This is a genomic window from Methylobacterium sp. HJ2 (assembly GCF_056431005.1).
Genome location: NZ_JBWJYM010000001.1, coordinates 366,830 through 382,934, shown reverse-complemented (window position 1 = coordinate 382,934; position 16,105 = coordinate 366,830). Strand labels below are relative to the sequence as shown.

Genomic DNA, 16,105 nt, shown 5'->3' with positions numbered 1-16,105 from the left:
GGGATTGCACCCGCGCGTTACATGTCGGGTGCAATCCGCGCGGGTGCCGCCGGGAAACCGATTCGTGCAGGGCTGCGGCGGGAATCGCGTCAGCGCCGACGGCCGGGGCGGGCCATCCAGTCGGTGCGCCCGCCCGCCTGGGCCGCGGCGACCGGAAACTGGGACAGCTCGGCCGCCCGGGCCGCGATCCAGCCGGCATGCTCGGCCACGGGGGTGACGGCGGTGAAGCCGCCGCAGGCCGTGCGGCGCCGGGTGTTCTGCTGCAGCGCGCCGCTCGACCAGCTCACCACGCCGAGGATGCGGTAGCCGCCGGGGCCGCCGCCGAGGATCGGTCCGCCGGAATCGCCGAGGCAGGCGCCGGCACCCACCGTCTCGGCGAAGCGCCGCCGGTCGGTCACCACGGTCACGCGGTTGGCGACCTGGAGGGAGCCGAGCGCGACGAGGTGGGCCTGCCGCAGGGTGCGCGCCGTCTCGCGCCGGTTCTCGGCGACGACGCCGAACCCGGCGATGTCCACCGCGGCGCCGGTGTCGATTGTGCCGCCGCCGCGCGGATCGAGGGGCGCGAAGTCGGCGCCGAGCGGCTGGGACAGCTTGAGCAGCGCGAGGTCGACGCCCGGCTGGTCCTCGGGCGTGGTGCCGGGCACGAAGTCGGGATGCATGGAGGCGGCGACGACGGGGAGCCGGCGCTGCCGGAAGCCGCGATCCACCGCGATCACGTTGTAGCCGGCCTGATGCATGACGCAGTGCGCCGCGGTCAGCACGAGATCGGGGGCGATCAGGGTGCCCGAGCAGATCTCGCCCTGGGTGCTCTCGATTCGCACCACGAACGCGCGCGCGCCGTTCGGGTCGCGCGCGACCTCACCCTGGATCACCGCCTGGGCCGAGACCGGTGCGAGACCGAGGAGGACGCCGCAGGCGAGCGCGCGCAGTGAGGTGGCAGGCATCAAGCATCCCCTGTGGCAGGCGGCAGCCTATCGCATGGCAATGCCCCGGCCAAGCTACGGTTCCGGCAGGGCGATCGGCCCCGACGACGCGGCCGCGCCTCAGCCGGCCCAGCGGGCGGAGCGCCCCCAGGCCCGGAGCGCGCCGTCGAGCCAGTCGCGCTGGGGGCCGAGCAGCACGCCCTGGGTGAGTCCGCCGCAGGCCCCGCCGATCCAGGCGGCGAGCGCGACCACCCCGTCGGAGCCCGTGACCGGGCCGCCCGAATCGCCGCCGCAGCCGCCCGCCTTGCCCGATGCGGCCTTGAGCCAGACCAGGATGCGGCCCGGCCCGAAGGGCTCGACCACCGGAAGCGCCACGCTGCGGAAGGTGCCGGTGGAGCGCGGATCGCCCGGCCGCGCGGCGCCGTAGCCGCCGAGCTCCAGCGTCTCGCCGAGCCGCGGCGTCGCGGCGCTCAGGGTGGCGGGGGGGAAGCGCGCGGGCAGCGGCGTCGCGGTGCGGACCAGGGCGAGGTCGATCGAGCGGCGGCGGCCCGCGACGGCGCCCGCATCGTAGCCCGGATGGACCGCACGGCCCGCGAGTTCGACGAGGACCGGCTCCCCGGCCGCGTCGCGGTAATGCACCCGCTGCTCGAGGCCGCCGGCCGCGCAATGGCCGGCGGTGAGGACCGCGTCCGGCGCCACCACGATGCCGGTGCACACGCCGCCGTTCGAGGACAGCACCATCACGGCCGCGCCTGCGGGCGCCTCCGCGCCGCCCACCACCGCATCCGCCGGACCGCCCGCGAGGACGAGTGCCAGCGCGGCGAGCGCGGGCAGGCGCCGGGTCGGACGCCGGGTCGGGCGCCGGGTCTTGGCCATCGAGAAAACCCTTGTGGACGAGTGCGACAGGAGCGGATGCGATGGTCCCGATACGCGCGGAGGCCGGCGGCGTCGAGGCGCCGGAGCCGGTGAGCCCGGAGGCGCTGCGCCGCTACCTCCAGATCGACCCGGCCGAGCCCGAGGAGGCGGACCTCGCCGCCGACCTCCTCGCCGCCGCCCGCGCGAGCCTGGAAACCGAGACGCGCCGGATCCTCAAGCCGGCCCGCTTCCGCGTCGTGCTCCCCGCCTGGCCGCGGGACCGGGTGCTGCCGCTTCCCCTGAGCCCCCTCGTCGCCGTGACCCGCGCCGGGCTCGCCGACGCCACCGGAACGCTCACGCCGTTCGACACGGGCCTGCTCCGCATCGGCGCAGACCCGATCGAGGCGCCCTGCCTGATCGTCGATCCGGGCGTGCCGGAGCCCGCCGGGCGCGGCATCCTGATCGAGGTCGCGGCGGGTTTCGGCGGCGACGGCCCGGCGCTGCCGCCGCCGCTGCGCCTCGCGATCCTGCGGCTCGCCGCCGCCCGCTACCGCCACCGCGGCGACGGCGAGCCGGGGCCGGACCCGGCCGCGCTCGCCGCGCCGTTCCGCCGCCTCCGCCTCTGATCCCCCCTCCCCGCCCGATCGCCACCGAAGAGTGTGCCATGCGAAAGCCCTCGCCCGCCGCCGAGCGCCGCTTCGTGCTCGAGATCCCCGTGGAGACGCCGGACGGCTTCGGCGGCCTGCTCCGGCGCCACGTCCCGGGCCCGGTCCTGTCGGGGGCGATCGCGCCGGCCGGCACGCGGACGGATGCGGTCACCCACCGCATCACCTGCCGGCCGCCGCGCAGCCTGACCCCGGCGATGCGGCTCGCGGCGGGCCCGCGCCGCTTCGCCATCCGGGCGGTGCGGCCGGGCGAGCGCGGCACCGTGCGCTGCGACGTCGCGGAGATCGTCGAAGCGCGCGGCGCCGGGCTGTTCCGGTGAGCGGGCCGCTCCTCGCCCTGCGCAGCGCGCTCGCGGGCCTCGCCGCGGGCGACGCGCCCCTCGCCCGCCTGATGGGCGGCAGCGCGCGCATCCATGACGAGCCGCCGCCCGGCGCCCCGCCGGTCCACGCCGTCTTCGGCGAGGCCGCGGCCGACGACGATTCCGTCGACGGCGCGGTGCGCCACCGGCACGCCCTCGCCGTCGTCCTGGTGGCGCGCCCCGGCTCGGCCCGCGCCGGGCTCGGCGCCGCCGACCGCCTGGGCGCCCTGATCGAGGGGCGCCCGCCGGCGCTCGCCGGGCACACCCTGGTAAGCCTGCGCGTCGCGACCCTCTCGGCGGCGCGGGACGCCCGCAGCGGCGAGACCCGCATCGTCCTCACCCTCCGGGCCGTCACCGAGACGCCCTGAGCCGCAGATCCCGGACACATCATACAGGAGCGCGAACATGGCGGCCCAGGCAGGCAAGGATCTCCTCATCCGCGCGGGCGACGGCGCGGGCGGGTTCGCGGCGGTGGCGGGCCTGCGCGCCCGGCAGATCGCCTTCAACGCCGAGACGGTCGACGTGACCAACGCCGATTCCGCCGGGCGCTGGCGGGAATTGCTGGCGGGCGCCGGGATGCGCCGCGCCGCGATCTCGGGGGCGGGCGTGTTTCGCGACCAAGTCTCGGACCTGCGCCTGCGCCAGCTCTTCTTCGAGGGGCTGATCGAGACCTTCCAGGTGGTGATCCCGGCCTTCGGCACGATCGAGGGCCCATTCCAGATCACGGCGCTGGAATATCGCGGCGACCATGCGGGCGAGGTCACCTTCGACATCAGCCTGGATTCGGCGGGCCTCCTCGCCTTCACGGCGCACTGACCGTCATGGCGAACCGACGCCGCGGCGAGGTGCCGCTCGATCTGGGCGGCGAGCGCTTCACCCTCTGCCTCACGCTCGGCGCCCTGGCCGAGCTGGAGGACGCCCTGCAGGCCGGCGATCTCGCCGGGCTCGCCGACCGCTTCGCCTCCGGGCGGCTCGCCGCCCGCGACCTGATCGCCCTTCTCGGTGCGGCGCTGCGCGGCGGCGGGCACGACCTCGACGACCGCGCAGTGGCGCGCCTGCCGCTCGGCGGCGGCTTCGGGGCCGTGACCGCGGCCCTCGGCGCCGCGATGGCCGCGGCCTTCGGCGAGACGGAGCCGGGGGAGGCCGGGCCGGGCCCTTGAGCCCCACGGGCGGGAACGCGCCGGGCCCGGGGCCCGCCTTCCCGTGGGACGCGGCGCTGGCGCTGGGGCTCGGCACCCTGCGCTGGCGCCCGCGCGACTTCTGGGCCGCCACGCCCCGCGAGCTGGCCGGCGCCCTGCGCCGGCCCGCGCCCGCCCTCGACCGCGCCGGCCTCGCCCGGCTGATCGCCGCCCATCCGGACGGCGGCTGATCCGACCCGGGCGGCGCTCGCGCCGAACCCGGATCCGCGATCCCGACGGGATCGTCCTGCCACATCTGGAGGCGCAGCATGGCCGACACCGATCTCGACCGGGCGAACGCCGCCCGCATCAAGCAGCTCGGCACCCTCGACGCCCTCGCCCAGCGCTTCGGCCGCAGCCTGTCGAGCGCCCTCGCCGGCGGCGTCGGCAGCGGGCGGCAGCTCGACGGGGTGCTCGGCGCGATCGGCAGCAAGCTCGCGGGCGCCGCCGTGAAGGCGGCGCTCGGCCCCGTGCGCAGCGGCATCACCGGCCTCGTCAACGGGCTCCTCAGCAGCGGGGGGGCCGAGACCGGCTTCGCCCGCGGCGGCGTGCTCCAGGGTGGGCGGGTCCGGCCCTTCGCGGCGGGCGGGATCGTGGCCGCGCCGACCTATTTCCCGATGCAGGGCGGCACCGGGCTGATGGGCGAGGCCGGCCCGGAGGCGATCCTGCCCCTGCGCCGGGGCCCGGACGGGCGCCTCGGCGTCGCCGGGGGCGCGGGGGCGCGGCCGGTCTCGGTCACCGTCACCATCGCGACGCCCGATCCCGCAGCCTTCCGGCGCTCCGAGGCTCAGGTCGCCGCCCAGCTTGCCCGGGCCGTCGCCCGCGGCCAGCGCGCCCTCTGAGACGGCGCGGGATCCCCCGCGCGACCGCGGGGCGGCGGCCATCCGCCCGAGACCGAACCAGGGAGGGGAAGGCCGCCATGCCCGAGGATTTCCACGAGGTGCGCTTCCCCCTCGACGTGGCCCTGCGCGGCAGCGGCGGGCCGGTGCGGCTCACCGAGATCGTCACGCTGGCCTCGGGGCGCGAGCACCGCAACAGCCGCTGGGCCGATTCGCGGCGGCGCTACGACGCGGGCTTCGGCATCCGCAGCCTCGACGCGCTGCACGCGGTGCTGGGCTTCTTCGAGGCCCGGCGCGGGCGCCTCTACGGCTTCCGCTACCGAGACCGGGTCGATTTCCGGTCCGGGCCGCCGGGGCGCCTTCCCGGGCCCACCGACCAGCCGCTCGGCACCGGCGACGGCAGCACGCGGATCTTCCCCCTGGCCAAGACCTACGGCGACGGGCCCGCGCCCTATCGGCGCGCGATCGCGAAGCCGGTGGCGGGCAGCGTGCGGGTGGCGGTGGCGGGCCGCGAGCTGGCGCCGGCGGCCTTCGCCTGCGACCCCGCGACGGGCCTCGTCACCCTCGCCGCGGCGCCCGCGCCGGGCGCCGCGGTCACGGCCGGGTTCGCCTTCGACGTGCCGGTCCGCTTCGACACCGACGACCTCACGGTCAATCTCGAGGCCTTCGCGGCGGGCGAGATCCCGAAGGTGCCGCTGATCGAGATCGTGCCCTGATCCTCCGACCCGGGAGCCTCCCATGCGCGACCTGCCGCCCGCCTTCGCCGCGCATCTCGCGGGCGGCGTGACCACGCTGTGCCGATGCTGGGCGCTGACGCGGCGCGACGGGGGGCGCCTCGGCTTCACCGACCACGACCGCGATCTCGCCTTCGGAGGCCTCGCCTACGCCGCGCGCAGCGGGCTCGAGGCCGCGGAGGCGAGCGCGGAGCTCGGATTCGCCGTGTCGGGGGGCGACGTGGCCGGCGCGCTCACCGCGCTCGGCCTGACCGAGGCCGACATCGCGGGCGGGCTCTACGATGGGGCCGGGATCGAGACCTGGCTCGTGGACTGGTCCGACCCGGAGACCCGCCTCCTCCTCGACATCGCGACGGTGGGCGAGATCCGGCGCAGCGGCGAGGCCTTCGTGGCGGAGCTGCGCGGGCTCGCCGACCGGCTCGAGGCCGAGCGCGGCCGATGCTTCCGGGCGACCTGCGGCGCCGATCTCGGCGACGCGCGCTGCCGCGTCGACCTCGCGGCCACCCGCACCACCGGCCGCGTCGTCGCGGTTCCCGAACCCGGCACCCTCGCGGTCGACCTCGCTGTGGACTTGGCCGACGCGGCCGGGGAGGACCGCTTCTCGGGCGGGCGCCTCGCCTGGACGACGGGCGCCAATGCGGGCCGGCCGGCCGACATACGGGCGCAGATCGGGGACCTCCTCTCCCTGTGGGAGGCGCCCGCGGCCCCGGTCGCCCCCGGCGACGCCTTCGTGCTGACGGCCGGCTGCGACAAGCGCCTCGCCACCTGCCGCGACCGCTTCGGCAACGCGGTGAACTTCCAGGGCTTCCCGCACATGCCGGGCAACGATTTCGTCCTGCGCGGCGCCGCCGCCGGGACCGCCCTCGACGGCGGGAGCCTGTTCCGGTGAGCGCCCCGCTCGCGGGCGATGCGGTCGTCGCCGAGGCACGGCGCTGGCTCGGCACCCCCTACCGGCACCAGGCCTCGCTGATCGGCGTCGGCTGCGACTGCCTCGGGCTGGTGCGCGGCGTCTGGCGCGGCCTCCTCGGCGACGAGCCGGAGGCGCCCCCGCCCTATTCCGGCACCTGGGCCGAATCGGCGGCGCCCGGGCGCGACCCGCTGGTCGAGGCGGCGGCGCGCCATCTCGTACCGGTCGCCGGACCGGCGCAGGCCGGCGACGTGCTGCTCTTCGCCTTCCGGGCGCACCTGCCCGCGCGCCACTGCGCCATCGCGACGGGGGACGGCACGATGATCCACGCCCACGACCGGGCCGCCGTCACCGAGGTCGCCCTGGCGCCGTGGTGGCTGCGCCACCGCGCCGCGACCTTCCGGTTCCCGGGCGTCGCGGCACAGGGCTGATACGGCATCCGCTCGATCGAAGCGGCTGCCGCATCGGCAAGCCCGCGCGGCGCCTGAGCGATGCCCAAATCCGCCATCCCGAAGGAATCAACCGGGTTTGGGATGAGAGGCGAGGCCGCCTCAGGCCGCCCGCACGGTGGCGAGGAAGCGCGCCACCTCGGAGCCGAGATGCTCGGATTGGCGTGACAGCTCGCCCGCGGCGCCGAGCACCTGGGAGGCGGCCGCTCCCGTTTCCTCGGCCGCCGCCGCCACTCCCGCGATGGTCGCGGTGACCGAGCCCGTGCCGCTGGCGGCGGTGCTCGCGCCGTGGACGATCTCCTGGGTCGCCGCCGCCTGTTGCGCGATCGCCGTCGCCATCGCGGTCGCCATCGCGTCGATCTCGCGGATGCGGGTGCCGATCGAGCCGATCGCCTGCACGGCCTGGCCGGTCGAGCCCTGGATCTGGGCGATCTGCCGGCCGATCTCCTCGGTGGCCTTGGCCGTCTGCGAGGCCAGCTCCTTGACCTCGCTGGCCACCACCGCGAAGCCGCGCCCGGCCTCGCCCGCGCGTGCGGCCTCGATGGTGGCGTTGAGCGCCAGCAGGTTGGTCTGGCCCGCGATCGAGGAGATCAGGCTCACCACGTCGCCGATGCGCGAGGCCGCCTTCGTGAGATCCTCGACCAGCGCCGCGGTCTCGTTGGCCTCGGCGACCGCGGCCTGGGCGAGATCGGCCGAGCCGGCGGCCTGCCGACCGATCTCCTGGACCGAGGCCCCGAGCTCTTCCGCGGCGGCCGCGACGGTGCCCACGCTCGCGGCGGCCTCCCCGGCGGCGGCCGAGACGTTGCTCGACTGCCCGGCGGTCTCCCGCGCGGTCTCTGTCATCACCTGGGCGGTGGCCTGAAGCTCGGTCGCCGCCGAGGAGACCGTGCCGACGATGCCGCCGACCGCGCTCTCGAAGCCGTCGGCGATCTGCATCATCGTGCGGCGGCGCTCCTCCGCCGCCGCGGCCTCGGCGATGCGCCGGATCTCGGCCTCCTCGGCGGCCTTGCGGGCCACCATGGCCCGGATGCCCTCGACGGCGCGCCCGACGGCGCCGACCTCGTCGCCGCGGCCCGCCGCATCGATCCGCGCGTCGGTCTCGCCGCGGGCCATGCGCTCGAGTCCCGAGACGAGCTGCCCGAGCGGGCGGCTGATCCCGGACACGGCGACGGCGGCGGCGGCGAGCATGCCGAGGGCGAGGCCGAGCCCCGTGAAGATCCAGAGGTTGCGGCGCGTCGCCTCGATGCGTGCGGCGAGATCGTGAGCCCCGGCCTCCATTGTCCGCGCCAGGGTGGTGCTGAGAGCGCTCGCCCCACTCACCAGGGCGGCGAAGGTCGGATCGATCTCCCGGTGGATCAGGGCGATCGCCTCGCTGTTCAGGTTGGCCTCGGCGAGGGTGCGCGCCTCGGACACGCTGGAGATGAAGCGCTCGACCTGCGTCCGCACGCCCTCCGCCTGCAGGCGGGTTTCGGGACGCTCGCTCTCGATCTCGGTCAGGATCTGCCGCACGGCCGAGACGGCCTCGTCGAATACGGTGCCGGCCTTGGCGATCTCCGCGGCATCCGTCTCCGCGATGGCGCGATAGACGGCGTAATACATCTCGTAGACGAAGCGGTTGATGCGCCGGGCGCTCGTCGCCGCCTTGGCGTCGTGATCGATGACTTGGCCGTAGCGCTCGCCGATCAGGCTCATCTGGCCGGTGGCGTGCCAGACGCAGCCTCCCACGATAATGCCGATCAGGGCGATTACACCTGCAATTTTGTGCAGGATTTTCATGCGCGAGAGCAGCGACATGGCCGGATTCGGATCCTAGTTCGCAAGTCCCGCCCGATCTATCGGCCGCGCCTTAACATAGGCTTTAGCTTCGAGCGCGGCGCGATTGCTTCACGTGCCTTGGGCTGTGCGCTCGGCCTTCGTCCAATCGACCAAGACGGAGACAATCATGGCCACGCTGATCCTGTCGACGGCCGGCACGGCGCTCGGCACCGCCCTCGGGGGGCCGATCGGCGGCATCGTCGGCCGCGTCGCCGGGGCCGCGGCCGGGGGCGCCCTCGACGGAACGCTCCTCGGGGGCGGCGCGGCCCCGCGCCACGTCGCCGGCCCGCGGCTCGCGGACGTCGCCGGCCTGACCTCGACCGAGGGCGATCCGGTGCCGCGGGTCTACGGCCGCGCGCGAATCGGCGGCACCCTGATCTGGGCGACGCGGCCGATCGAGACCGCCAGCACGACGGTCGAGCGTGCCGGCAGCGGCGCCAAGGGCATGGGGGGCCCGCGCACCGTGCGCACCGCCTACGCCTACGCCGCCAACCTCGCCGTCGGGCTGTGCGAGGGCGAGATCGCCTATCTGCGCCGGATCTGGGCGGACGGGCAGGAGATCGACCTCGCCGCCATCACCTGGCGCCTGCATACCGGGGGGGCCGATCAGGCGCCGGACCCGCTGATCGTCGCCAAGGAGGGCGCCGCGAACGCCCCGGCCTATCGTGGCCTCGCCTACGTGGTGTTCGAGGGGCTGCCCCTCGGCGATTACGGCAACCGCATCCCGCAATTCGCCTTCGAGGTGATCCGGCCCGTCAACGGCCTCGCCCCGCTGATCCGGGCCGTCGACCTGATCCCGGGCGCCACCGAGTTCGGCCTCGATCCGCTCCGCGTCAGCGCGGATCTCGGCCTCGGGCGCAGCCAGCCGGCCAACCGCTTCCAGCTCCAGCGCGACACCGACGTGATCGCCTCCCTCGACGCGCTCCAGGCGCTCTGCCCGCGGCTGCGGCGCGTCGCGGTCGTGGTGGCGTGGTTCGGCGACGACCTGCGCGCCGGATCCTGCCGGCTGCGCCCCGGCGTCGAGGCCGCGGTGAAGCCGACCGCGGGCGACACCTGGCGGGTGGGCGCGCGCGGCCGCGCGGACGCGGCCGCGCCCTCCCGCACCGCCGACGGCGCCCCGGCCTATGGCGGCACGCCCTCCGATGCCGGGCTGACCCGGCTCGTGGCCGAGCTGGCCCGCCGCGGCCTCGCGGTGGTGCTCTACCCCTTCGTGATGATGGACATCGCCCCCGGCAACGCCCGGCCGGACCCGCAGGGCGCGCCCGAGCAGCCGGCCTATCCCTGGCGCGGTCGCATCACCTGCCATCCGGCGCCCGGCCGGCCGGGCAGCCCCGACGGGAGCGCGGAGGCCGCGGCGCAGGTCGCCCGCTTCTTCGACGGGCCCGAGGGCTACCGGGCGATGCTCGCCCACTACGCCGACCTCGCGCGCGGATGGGCGGCGGACGGCGTGCGGCTCGCGGGCCTCGTCCTCGGCAGCGAGTTCGTCGGCCTCACCCGGGTGCGCGGCGCCTCGGGCTATCCCGCGGTGACGGCGCTGCGGACGCTCGCCGCCGAGACCCGGGTGCGGCTCGGGGCGGGCGTGCCCCTGGTCTACGCCGCCGACTGGACCGAGTACGGCGCCCATGTGCGCGCGGGCGGCGCCAGCGTGCGCTTCCCCCTCGACCCGCTCTTCGCCGACCCGAACATTGCCGCGGTCGGGATCGACTACTACCCGCCGCTGACGGATTGGCGCGACGCGCCCGGCCATGCCGACCTCGCCCGCGCCGCCTCGATCTACGACCGGGCCTATCTCGGGGCCTCCTGCGCCGCGGGCGAGGCCTTCGACTGGTTCTATCCCGACGATGCCGCCCGTGCCGCGCAGGACCGCCGGCCGATCACCGACGGGGCCTACGGCAAGCCCTGTATCCACCGGGCGAAGGACCTCGTCGGCTGGTGGTCGAGCCCGCATGTCGAGCGCGAGAACGGCGTCGAGACCGCGGCCACCGCCTGGGTGCCCGCGGGCAAGCCGATCTGGCTCACCGAGATCGGGGTGCCGGCCGTCGACAAGGGCACCAACGGCCCGAACGTATTCCCCGACCCGAAATCCTCCGAGAGCGCCTTCCCGCCGGGTTCGCGCCGGATCCGCGACGAGCTGATCCAGCTGCGCGGGCTGGAGGCGATCCTGGCGCGCTTCGATCCCGATGCGCCCGGCTTCGCGGAGGCGCACAACCCGGTCTCGCCGATCTATGGCGGGCGCATGGTGGAGCCGGAGGCGATCTTCGTCTGGGCCTGGGACGCGCGGCCCTACCCGGCCTTTCCGGACCTCGACGGGGTCTGGGCGGATGCCGGGAACTGGCGGGTCGGGCACTGGATCACCGGGCGGATCGAGGGCTGCGACCTCGACCGGCTTATGGCCGCGATCCTCGCCGATCTTGGGGCCGATCTGCCCGCGGCGCTGATCGAGGCCGACGCCTTCCTCGACGGCTACGTGATCGACCGGCCGCTCTCGGCCCGCGCGGCGCTGGAGCCGCTGGCCCAGGTCTACGGCCTCGACGTCTCGGCGGTGGCCGGGCGCCTGCGCCTGCGCGGTCCCCGCCGCGAGGGCGCGCTGGTCCTCGCCGAGGGCGATCTGGTGCGGACCTCGGAGGAGGAGGCGCCCCTGGCGCAGACGCGGAGCGAGGATAGCGCCCTGCCCCGCAGCCTCGAGCTCGGGATCAGCGATTCCGAGAGCCCGGCCTATCGCCGCGCCACCGCCGCGGCGACGCGGCCCACGGGAACGCGCCGCCGCGAGACCCGGATCGAGGCGGCGATCGTCACCCGGCGCGAGAGCGCGGACGGGCTGGCCGAGGCGATCCTCGACCGGACGCTGGCCGCGCGGGACGGCGCCCGGCTGACGCTGAGCCCGCGCCTCCTGGCCCTGGAGCCGGGCGACCTCCTGGCCCTGCCCGCCGCACGCGCGGGCGGCCCGGCGCTGCAGCGGATCACCCGCATCGACGACGGGCCGGGCGGGCGCCGGATCGAGACCAGCGGCGTGCCGCTGCCCGGCCTCGGCCGCGCCGGGATCCGCCGTGCCGCGAGCGGTGGTGGTACGCGGCCCCCCGCCCTGCCCGGCCGGCCCTTCGCGCGGGTCCTCGACCTGCCGGCCGAGCGCGGCAGCCCGCCGGCGCTGCAATACCTCGCCGCCGCCGCGGAGCCCTGGCCCGGCGCCCTCGACGTCTGGCGCGGCGAGGGCGAGGACGGGGCGCTCGCGCTCCACACCCGGATCGACTACCCGGCCTGCCTCGGCACGACGCTCGGCGACCTGCCGCCCGGCCCGCTCTGGCGCCTCGACCGGGGGACGCGCCTCGACGCGACGCTCCGGCATGCGGGCGCGCTCGCGAGCGTCGACACCGCCGCGATGCTGGCCGGCGCCAATCTCTTCGCGGTGGTGGCGCCCGACGGCACCGTCGAGATCCTGGGGGCGGCCGAGGCCGTGCTGGTCGGATCCGAGCGCTACCGCCTCGGCCGGATGCTGCGCGGGCTTGCCGGCAGCGAGGCCGCGGCGGCGCGCGGCGCGTCGGCCGGCAGCCTGATCGTGCGCCTCGACGGGGGCGCCGTCGTGCCCCTGGTGGAGCGCCTCGACGAGGCGGGCCGGATGTTCCGCTACCGCGTCGGCCCCGCCTGCCGCGACCCGAGCGACCCGGCCTTCGCCGCCTTCGCCGCCGCGCCGGGCCTCGCGGCCCTCCGCCCGCTGCGGCCGGTCCACCTGCGGGCGCGCCGCGAGGCGACGGGCGTGCGCCTGAGCTGGACGCGGCGGGCGCGCCGGGCCGCCGATTCCTGGGATATCGCCGAGATTCCCCTGGACGAGGCGCGCGAGGCCTACGCGGTCGCGCTCTACGGCCCGGACGGGCGGCTCCTGCGCAGCCTCGCCGCGGAGGCGCCCGAGATCCTCTACGCCGCTTCCGACGAGGTGTCCGAGTTCGGCGCCCCGCAGGTCACGCTCGAGGCCGCCGTGGCGCAGATTGGCGCCGCGGCGGGTCCCGGCCCGGCGCTGCGCGCCCGCGTGCCCGTCCGCTCGGCCTGAGCCCCACCCGCCGCGCTCACACGGCGCGGCCCCGGTTTCACGCGCGCCGGGAGACGGCGCGCTTCGCGGAGCCCATCCATGTCCGACCCGGTCCCCGACGCGACGCGCAACCTCGGCCTGCCGCTCCTGGCGGCGGGCCAGGCCCAGAAGCACGTCACTCACAACGCGGCGCTCGAACGCGTCGACGCCCTCGTGCAGCTCGCCTGCCTGGACAAGGATCTCGCCGCGCCGCCCCCCGCCCCGGCGGAGGGCGACCGCTACCTTGTCACGAGCCCCCGGCCGACCGGGGCCTGGGCGGGCCTCGCCGGGCAGGTCGCCTGCTTCGAGGACGGGGCCTGGAGCGGCCTCGTCGCCCGCGCGGGCTGGCTCGCCTACCTCGTCGACGAGCGCGAGTTCTACCTGTTCTCGGGGGAGGCCTGGATCCCGCTGCGCCGGACGCTGGCGGCCCTCGACAGCCTCGGGCGGCTCGGCGTCAACACCGCCGCGGACGCCGTGAACCGCCTCGCGGTCAAGGCCGACGGGGCGCTGTTCAGCTGGGACGACGTGACGCCGGGCTCCGGCCACATGCGCCTGACGCTCAACCGGCGCTCGGCCGACGAGGATGCCGGCGTCGCCTTCCAGACCGGCTTCAGCAGCCGGGCCCTGCTCGGCTGCTTCGGGCAGGCCGGGTTCGGCCTCAAGATCAGCCCGGACGGAGCGCGCTTCGTGCAGGCGCTCGCCGCCCGGCCCGACACCGGCTGGCTCACCCTGAACGGCACGACGCCGGCGATGGCCCCGCTCCACATCGTCTGCAACGCCAACGGCGACCCGACCAACAATTCCCTGTATTTCGAGAACTACGCCAACGACCCCGGCAACCTCGCCGGCCCCGTGGTCGTCATCAAGACGGCGGTCGCGCGGGGCTCGGCCGGCGCGCCGCTGCCGATCCGGAAAGGCGATCGCTTCTTCGGCTTCTTCGGCCAGGGCTGGCACGAGGGCGGCACCTACTCGGCCAATTGCGTGGCCTTCGGCGGGGGCGCCGACGAGGATTTCGCGGCCGGCGCCTGGGGCACCTACCTGGATTTCCAGACGACGCCGCTCGGGGGCACGGGCCGGCGCTCCGTGGTGAAGTTCCGCGCGAACGGCGCCCTCGAACTCCAGCCGATGGCCGCCGTCCCCTCGGCCGGCACCGCGGCGGGCCAGATCGTCTTCGATAGCACGGCCGGGGCCTTCAAGGGCCATGACGGCACGCGCTGGACCCGGCTGACCAATCGGCCCGCCTTCGCGGCGACGACGAACTTCGACAACTACATCCCGGCGGGTGCCTGGACGAAGGTCCAGTTCAACGCCGCCGACAGCAACGATCAGGGCGCGTTCCGCGCCGACCTCGGACGCTTCGTCGCGCCCGAGAGCGGCCTGTACCGGTTCGGGGCCGCGCTCGCGTATCGGCGCAACGGCGCGAGCCCACCCACCGCCTTCGAGATCCAGGCCAGCCGCAACGGCGCCCCGACCGGGCGCGGGCGCGGCGCGGCCACCGGCGCCCTGGTCGACGGCGTCACGACCGTGGCGCTCGACACGGTGCTGCGGCTCGACGCCGGCGACGCCGTGGAGATCCTCGCCCGCTTCACCGGCGCGGACGGCTACGCGGCGCGGACGGATTCGCTGTTTACCGGGTGGCAGGTCTCGGGCTGAGCTACCGCCGGAATCGACACCATGTCGATGGCTCAAAACCCACCGTCTTGCAGTGACTAGACCACGGACGTCGGTCTGCCCGAACCATTTGAGATCCGCGCCGTCAGATCTCTCTGATCATGGCGCGCAGATGGGGTTTGTAAATATCGAAAGGCTCTACAGCACCACCCGGCAGCGAAAAGTCGCTCAATTCGAATTTTTGCGCGAACGTGGGCATCTGCCGAAGCTTGGATTGGTCCGGCAGGCCCGTGGAATGCACAAGAATATGCTCGATCGAGCGCGCAAAGTGAAACGGCCGCGTGTTGAAGCCTTCAAATTCCAGCTCTGACAACCACTCGTAATCTCAGGAATGCTAGCCAGGAAATACACGATCGCATAATAATCGCCGCCCGTGTAAAGGCCATATACTTCGCTGTTCCGCGACACAGAAACCTTCGCGAAATCGGTCGCAAAGCACGTCTTTGACATCTCGCACGCCTCTGAGCAGTTGGGGAGAAAGCCTTTTACGGACGAGAGATAGATCCTGTACCGCGGTTGATCGGGTTCCTGCAGAAAATCGCCCACAGCAGCGAGTCGGTATCGATCTCGGGGACGCATTGCGCGAGCGATACGTCGAGTTGCTGGAACGCACCATCATCGTCGAGCCAGGAGAGCCATTCGCAATCGGCAAGCGCGTCTTCCATGATTTTAAGCCTGCAAAAAAATTCTCCCCGTCGCGGAGTAACATCGAGCCGAGATCATTCACCGTGCAGATCCGCGTAAGCACGGCGACACAGAAGTGTTGAATACCGAATCTGTTACGATCCATTGACGATCATTATTCGACCTCGATCGCCGGACATCTATTTTCGCTCGATTTCGATTCCGCGACGCGGAAAGGCAGCGACGGTTCTAGGCGAGAATTCCGCCGCACTGTCCAGCCCGTCCTGGCAATGGCCCGCCAGCGGGCCTGAAGCGGGACGCCGAACGCCACCGCCATCGATCTCGCTTCACCTCGGAGGAAGCCATGACCCTCACCCCCATCGGCGAGGCCGTCCTCATCGCGCGCGAGGGGCGGCGGCTGACGGCCTACCGCGATTCCGTCGGGATCTGGACGATCGGGATCGGCCACACCGCGGCGGCGGGACCGCCCGCCGTGACGTCGGGGCTGCGCATCACCGCCGCGGAATGCGACGCGCTCTTCGCCCGCGACGTGCAGCGCTACGCCCGCGCGGTGGACGCCGCCGTGACGGTCCCGCTGGCGCCGCACGTCCGCGATGCCTTGATCTCGGTCTGCTACAATATCGGGCCGGCGGCGTTCGCCCGCGCGACCTTCGTGGCGCGCCTCAATGCGGGCGATCCGGACGGAGCCCGCGCCGCGCTGCTGCGCTGGGACAGGCCGGCCGCGATCCGCCCGCGGCGGCGCGCCGAGGCGGAGCAATTCGGCACGCCCTACGCGACGGCGCTGCCGCGCCCGACCGACGCGCAGCCGCGCGTCGCGGCGGCAGCCTCCATCGCCGCGATCCTCGATCCCGCCATTGCCACACCGGTCCTCGCCCCCGTCGCCGCCCGCCCTGCGGGCTGGCGCGCCCGGCTCGCCGCCGGATGGGCCGGCGGGCTCGCCGCGCTGCGGCACGCGGCGGCCTGAGCCCCGGGAGCGAAAACCCGAGCCGGCCGGGACAGCCGCGC

At 74.9% G+C, this 16,105-nt stretch carries 18 protein-coding genes; 13 read left to right on the top strand and 5 right to left on the bottom strand.

Annotated features, from left to right (window positions below; genetic code table 11):
* Window positions 1–89: 89 nt before the first annotated feature.
* Both ACS5RC_RS01745 and ACS5RC_RS01740 read right to left on the bottom strand, forming a co-directional pair.
* Window positions 90–944, bottom strand: coding sequence for a S1 family peptidase (locus ACS5RC_RS01745; protein WP_478342097.1), 855 nt, complete (start codon window positions 942–944; stop codon window positions 90–92).
* A gap of 99 nt (window positions 945–1,043) precedes the next feature.
* Window positions 1,044–1,799: a trypsin-like serine protease gene (locus ACS5RC_RS01740; RefSeq protein ID WP_478342096.1), complete on the bottom strand. Its 756-nt coding sequence runs from the start codon at window positions 1,797–1,799 to the stop codon at window positions 1,044–1,046.
* Window positions 1,800–1,840: 41 nt separating this feature from the next.
* On the opposite strand from ACS5RC_RS01740, the gene ACS5RC_RS01735 reads away from it, so the two are divergent.
* The 10 genes from ACS5RC_RS01735 to ACS5RC_RS01690 all read left to right on the top strand — a co-directional run bounded on the left by ACS5RC_RS01735 (window position 1,841) and on the right by ACS5RC_RS01690 (window position 6,891).
* Window positions 1,841–2,404, top strand: a complete 564-nt coding sequence (locus tag ACS5RC_RS01735; RefSeq protein ID WP_478342095.1) for a head-tail connector protein — start codon at window positions 1,841–1,843, stop codon at window positions 2,402–2,404.
* A 38-nt stretch (window positions 2,405–2,442) separates the two neighbouring features.
* Window positions 2,443–2,763 carry a head-tail adaptor protein gene (locus ACS5RC_RS01730; protein WP_478342094.1) on the top strand — a complete coding sequence of 107 codons (321 nt, stop codon included), beginning with the start codon at window positions 2,443–2,445 and terminating at the stop codon, window positions 2,761–2,763.
* A complete protein-coding gene (gene gp17 / locus ACS5RC_RS01725; protein WP_478342093.1) occupies window positions 2,760–3,170 on the top strand; it encodes a tail completion protein gp17 in 411 nt (136 codons plus the stop codon). Before ACS5RC_RS01730 ends, gp17 begins: the two co-directional genes overlap by 4 nt.
* Window positions 3,171–3,207: 37 nt before the next feature.
* A complete protein-coding gene (locus tag ACS5RC_RS01720; RefSeq protein ID WP_478342092.1) occupies window positions 3,208–3,618 on the top strand; it encodes a phage major tail protein, TP901-1 family in 411 nt (136 codons plus the stop codon).
* Window positions 3,619–3,623: 5 nt separating this feature from the next.
* Window positions 3,624–3,962 carry a gene transfer agent family protein gene (locus ACS5RC_RS01715; protein ID WP_478342091.1) on the top strand — a complete coding sequence of 113 codons (339 nt, stop codon included), beginning with the start codon at window positions 3,624–3,626 and terminating at the stop codon, window positions 3,960–3,962.
* Window positions 3,959–4,171, top strand: a complete 213-nt coding sequence (locus ACS5RC_RS01710; protein WP_478342090.1) for a phage tail assembly chaperone — start codon at window positions 3,959–3,961, stop codon at window positions 4,169–4,171. The genes ACS5RC_RS01715 and ACS5RC_RS01710 overlap by 4 nt, the downstream gene beginning before the upstream one ends.
* A 78-nt stretch (window positions 4,172–4,249) precedes the next feature.
* Window positions 4,250–4,822: a phage tail tape measure protein gene (locus tag ACS5RC_RS01705; RefSeq protein ID WP_478342089.1), complete on the top strand. Its 573-nt coding sequence runs from the start codon at window positions 4,250–4,252 to the stop codon at window positions 4,820–4,822.
* 77 nt (window positions 4,823–4,899) lie between these two features.
* On the top strand, window positions 4,900–5,535 hold the full coding sequence (locus tag ACS5RC_RS01700) for a phage distal tail protein, Rcc01695 family (RefSeq protein WP_478342088.1): 636 nt from the start codon (window positions 4,900–4,902) through the stop codon (window positions 5,533–5,535).
* A 22-nt stretch (window positions 5,536–5,557) separates the two neighbouring features.
* Window positions 5,558–6,442 (top strand): DUF2163 domain-containing protein, encoded by an 885-nt coding sequence (locus tag ACS5RC_RS01695; protein ID WP_478342087.1) that lies wholly within the window; start codon window positions 5,558–5,560, stop codon window positions 6,440–6,442.
* Window positions 6,439–6,891 carry an NlpC/P60 family protein gene (locus tag ACS5RC_RS01690; RefSeq protein ID WP_478342086.1) on the top strand — a complete coding sequence of 151 codons (453 nt, stop codon included), beginning with the start codon at window positions 6,439–6,441 and terminating at the stop codon, window positions 6,889–6,891. Before ACS5RC_RS01695 ends, ACS5RC_RS01690 begins: the two co-directional genes overlap by 4 nt.
* Before the next feature lie 120 nt (window positions 6,892–7,011).
* Here ACS5RC_RS01690 and ACS5RC_RS01685 read toward each other — a convergent pair whose 3' ends face one another.
* Entirely contained in the window at window positions 7,012–8,703 is a 1,692-nt protein-coding gene (locus ACS5RC_RS01685; protein ID WP_478342085.1) for a methyl-accepting chemotaxis protein, read from the bottom strand.
* Window positions 8,704–8,851: 148 nt separating this feature from the next.
* Here ACS5RC_RS01685 and ACS5RC_RS01680 point away from each other — a divergent pair, with 148 nt between their 5' ends.
* On the top strand, window positions 8,852–12,766 hold the full coding sequence (locus ACS5RC_RS01680; protein ID WP_478342084.1) for a baseplate multidomain protein megatron: 3,915 nt from the start codon (window positions 8,852–8,854) through the stop codon (window positions 12,764–12,766).
* Window positions 12,767–12,844: 78 nt separating this feature from the next.
* Entirely contained in the window at window positions 12,845–14,437 is a 1,593-nt protein-coding gene (locus ACS5RC_RS01675; RefSeq protein WP_478342083.1) for a DUF2793 domain-containing protein, read from the top strand.
* 103 nt (window positions 14,438–14,540) lie between these two features.
* On the opposite strand, the gene ACS5RC_RS01670 is transcribed toward ACS5RC_RS01675, so the two are convergent.
* The gene (locus ACS5RC_RS01670; RefSeq protein WP_478342082.1) at window positions 14,541–14,768 is read right to left on the bottom strand and encodes a hypothetical protein; all 228 of its coding nucleotides are present in this window, start codon (window positions 14,766–14,768) and stop codon (window positions 14,541–14,543) included.
* 172 nt (window positions 14,769–14,940) lie between these two features.
* Window positions 14,941–15,120, bottom strand: coding sequence for a hypothetical protein (locus tag ACS5RC_RS01665; RefSeq protein ID WP_478342081.1), 180 nt, complete (start codon window positions 15,118–15,120; stop codon window positions 14,941–14,943).
* A gap of 323 nt (window positions 15,121–15,443) precedes the next feature.
* On the opposite strand from ACS5RC_RS01665, the gene ACS5RC_RS01660 reads away from it, so the two are divergent.
* A complete protein-coding gene (locus ACS5RC_RS01660) occupies window positions 15,444–16,064 on the top strand; it encodes a lysozyme (RefSeq protein ID WP_478342080.1) in 621 nt (206 codons plus the stop codon).
* Window positions 16,065–16,105 lie beyond the last annotated feature (41 nt).

Bases quoted from the DNA above. Each gene is read 5' to 3' on its own strand.
- ACS5RC_RS01745 (WP_478342097.1), bottom strand. From the start codon at position 944: ATGCCTGCCACCTCACTGCGCGCGCTCGCCTGCGGCGTCCTCCTCGGT.
- ACS5RC_RS01740 (WP_478342096.1), bottom strand. From the start codon at position 1,799: ATGGCCAAGACCCGGCGCCCGACCCGGCGTCCGACCCGGCGCCTGCCC.
- ACS5RC_RS01735 (WP_478342095.1), top strand. From the start codon at position 1,841: ATGGTCCCGATACGCGCGGAGGCCGGCGGCGTCGAGGCGCCGGAGCCG.
- ACS5RC_RS01730 (WP_478342094.1), top strand. From the start codon at position 2,443: ATGCGAAAGCCCTCGCCCGCCGCCGAGCGCCGCTTCGTGCTCGAGATC.
- ACS5RC_RS01720 (WP_478342092.1), top strand. From the start codon at position 3,208: ATGGCGGCCCAGGCAGGCAAGGATCTCCTCATCCGCGCGGGCGACGGC.
- ACS5RC_RS01715 (WP_478342091.1), top strand. From the start codon at position 3,624: ATGGCGAACCGACGCCGCGGCGAGGTGCCGCTCGATCTGGGCGGCGAG.
- ACS5RC_RS01705 (WP_478342089.1), top strand. From the start codon at position 4,250: ATGGCCGACACCGATCTCGACCGGGCGAACGCCGCCCGCATCAAGCAG.
- ACS5RC_RS01700 (WP_478342088.1), top strand. From the start codon at position 4,900: ATGCCCGAGGATTTCCACGAGGTGCGCTTCCCCCTCGACGTGGCCCTG.
- ACS5RC_RS01695 (WP_478342087.1), top strand. From the start codon at position 5,558: ATGCGCGACCTGCCGCCCGCCTTCGCCGCGCATCTCGCGGGCGGCGTG.
- ACS5RC_RS01685 (WP_478342085.1), bottom strand. From the start codon at position 8,703: ATGTCGCTGCTCTCGCGCATGAAAATCCTGCACAAAATTGCAGGTGTA.
- ACS5RC_RS01680 (WP_478342084.1), top strand. From the start codon at position 8,852: ATGGCCACGCTGATCCTGTCGACGGCCGGCACGGCGCTCGGCACCGCC.
- ACS5RC_RS01675 (WP_478342083.1), top strand. From the start codon at position 12,845: ATGTCCGACCCGGTCCCCGACGCGACGCGCAACCTCGGCCTGCCGCTC.
- ACS5RC_RS01665 (WP_478342081.1), bottom strand. From the start codon at position 15,120: ATGGAAGACGCGCTTGCCGATTGCGAATGGCTCTCCTGGCTCGACGAT.
- ACS5RC_RS01660 (WP_478342080.1), top strand. From the start codon at position 15,444: ATGACCCTCACCCCCATCGGCGAGGCCGTCCTCATCGCGCGCGAGGGG.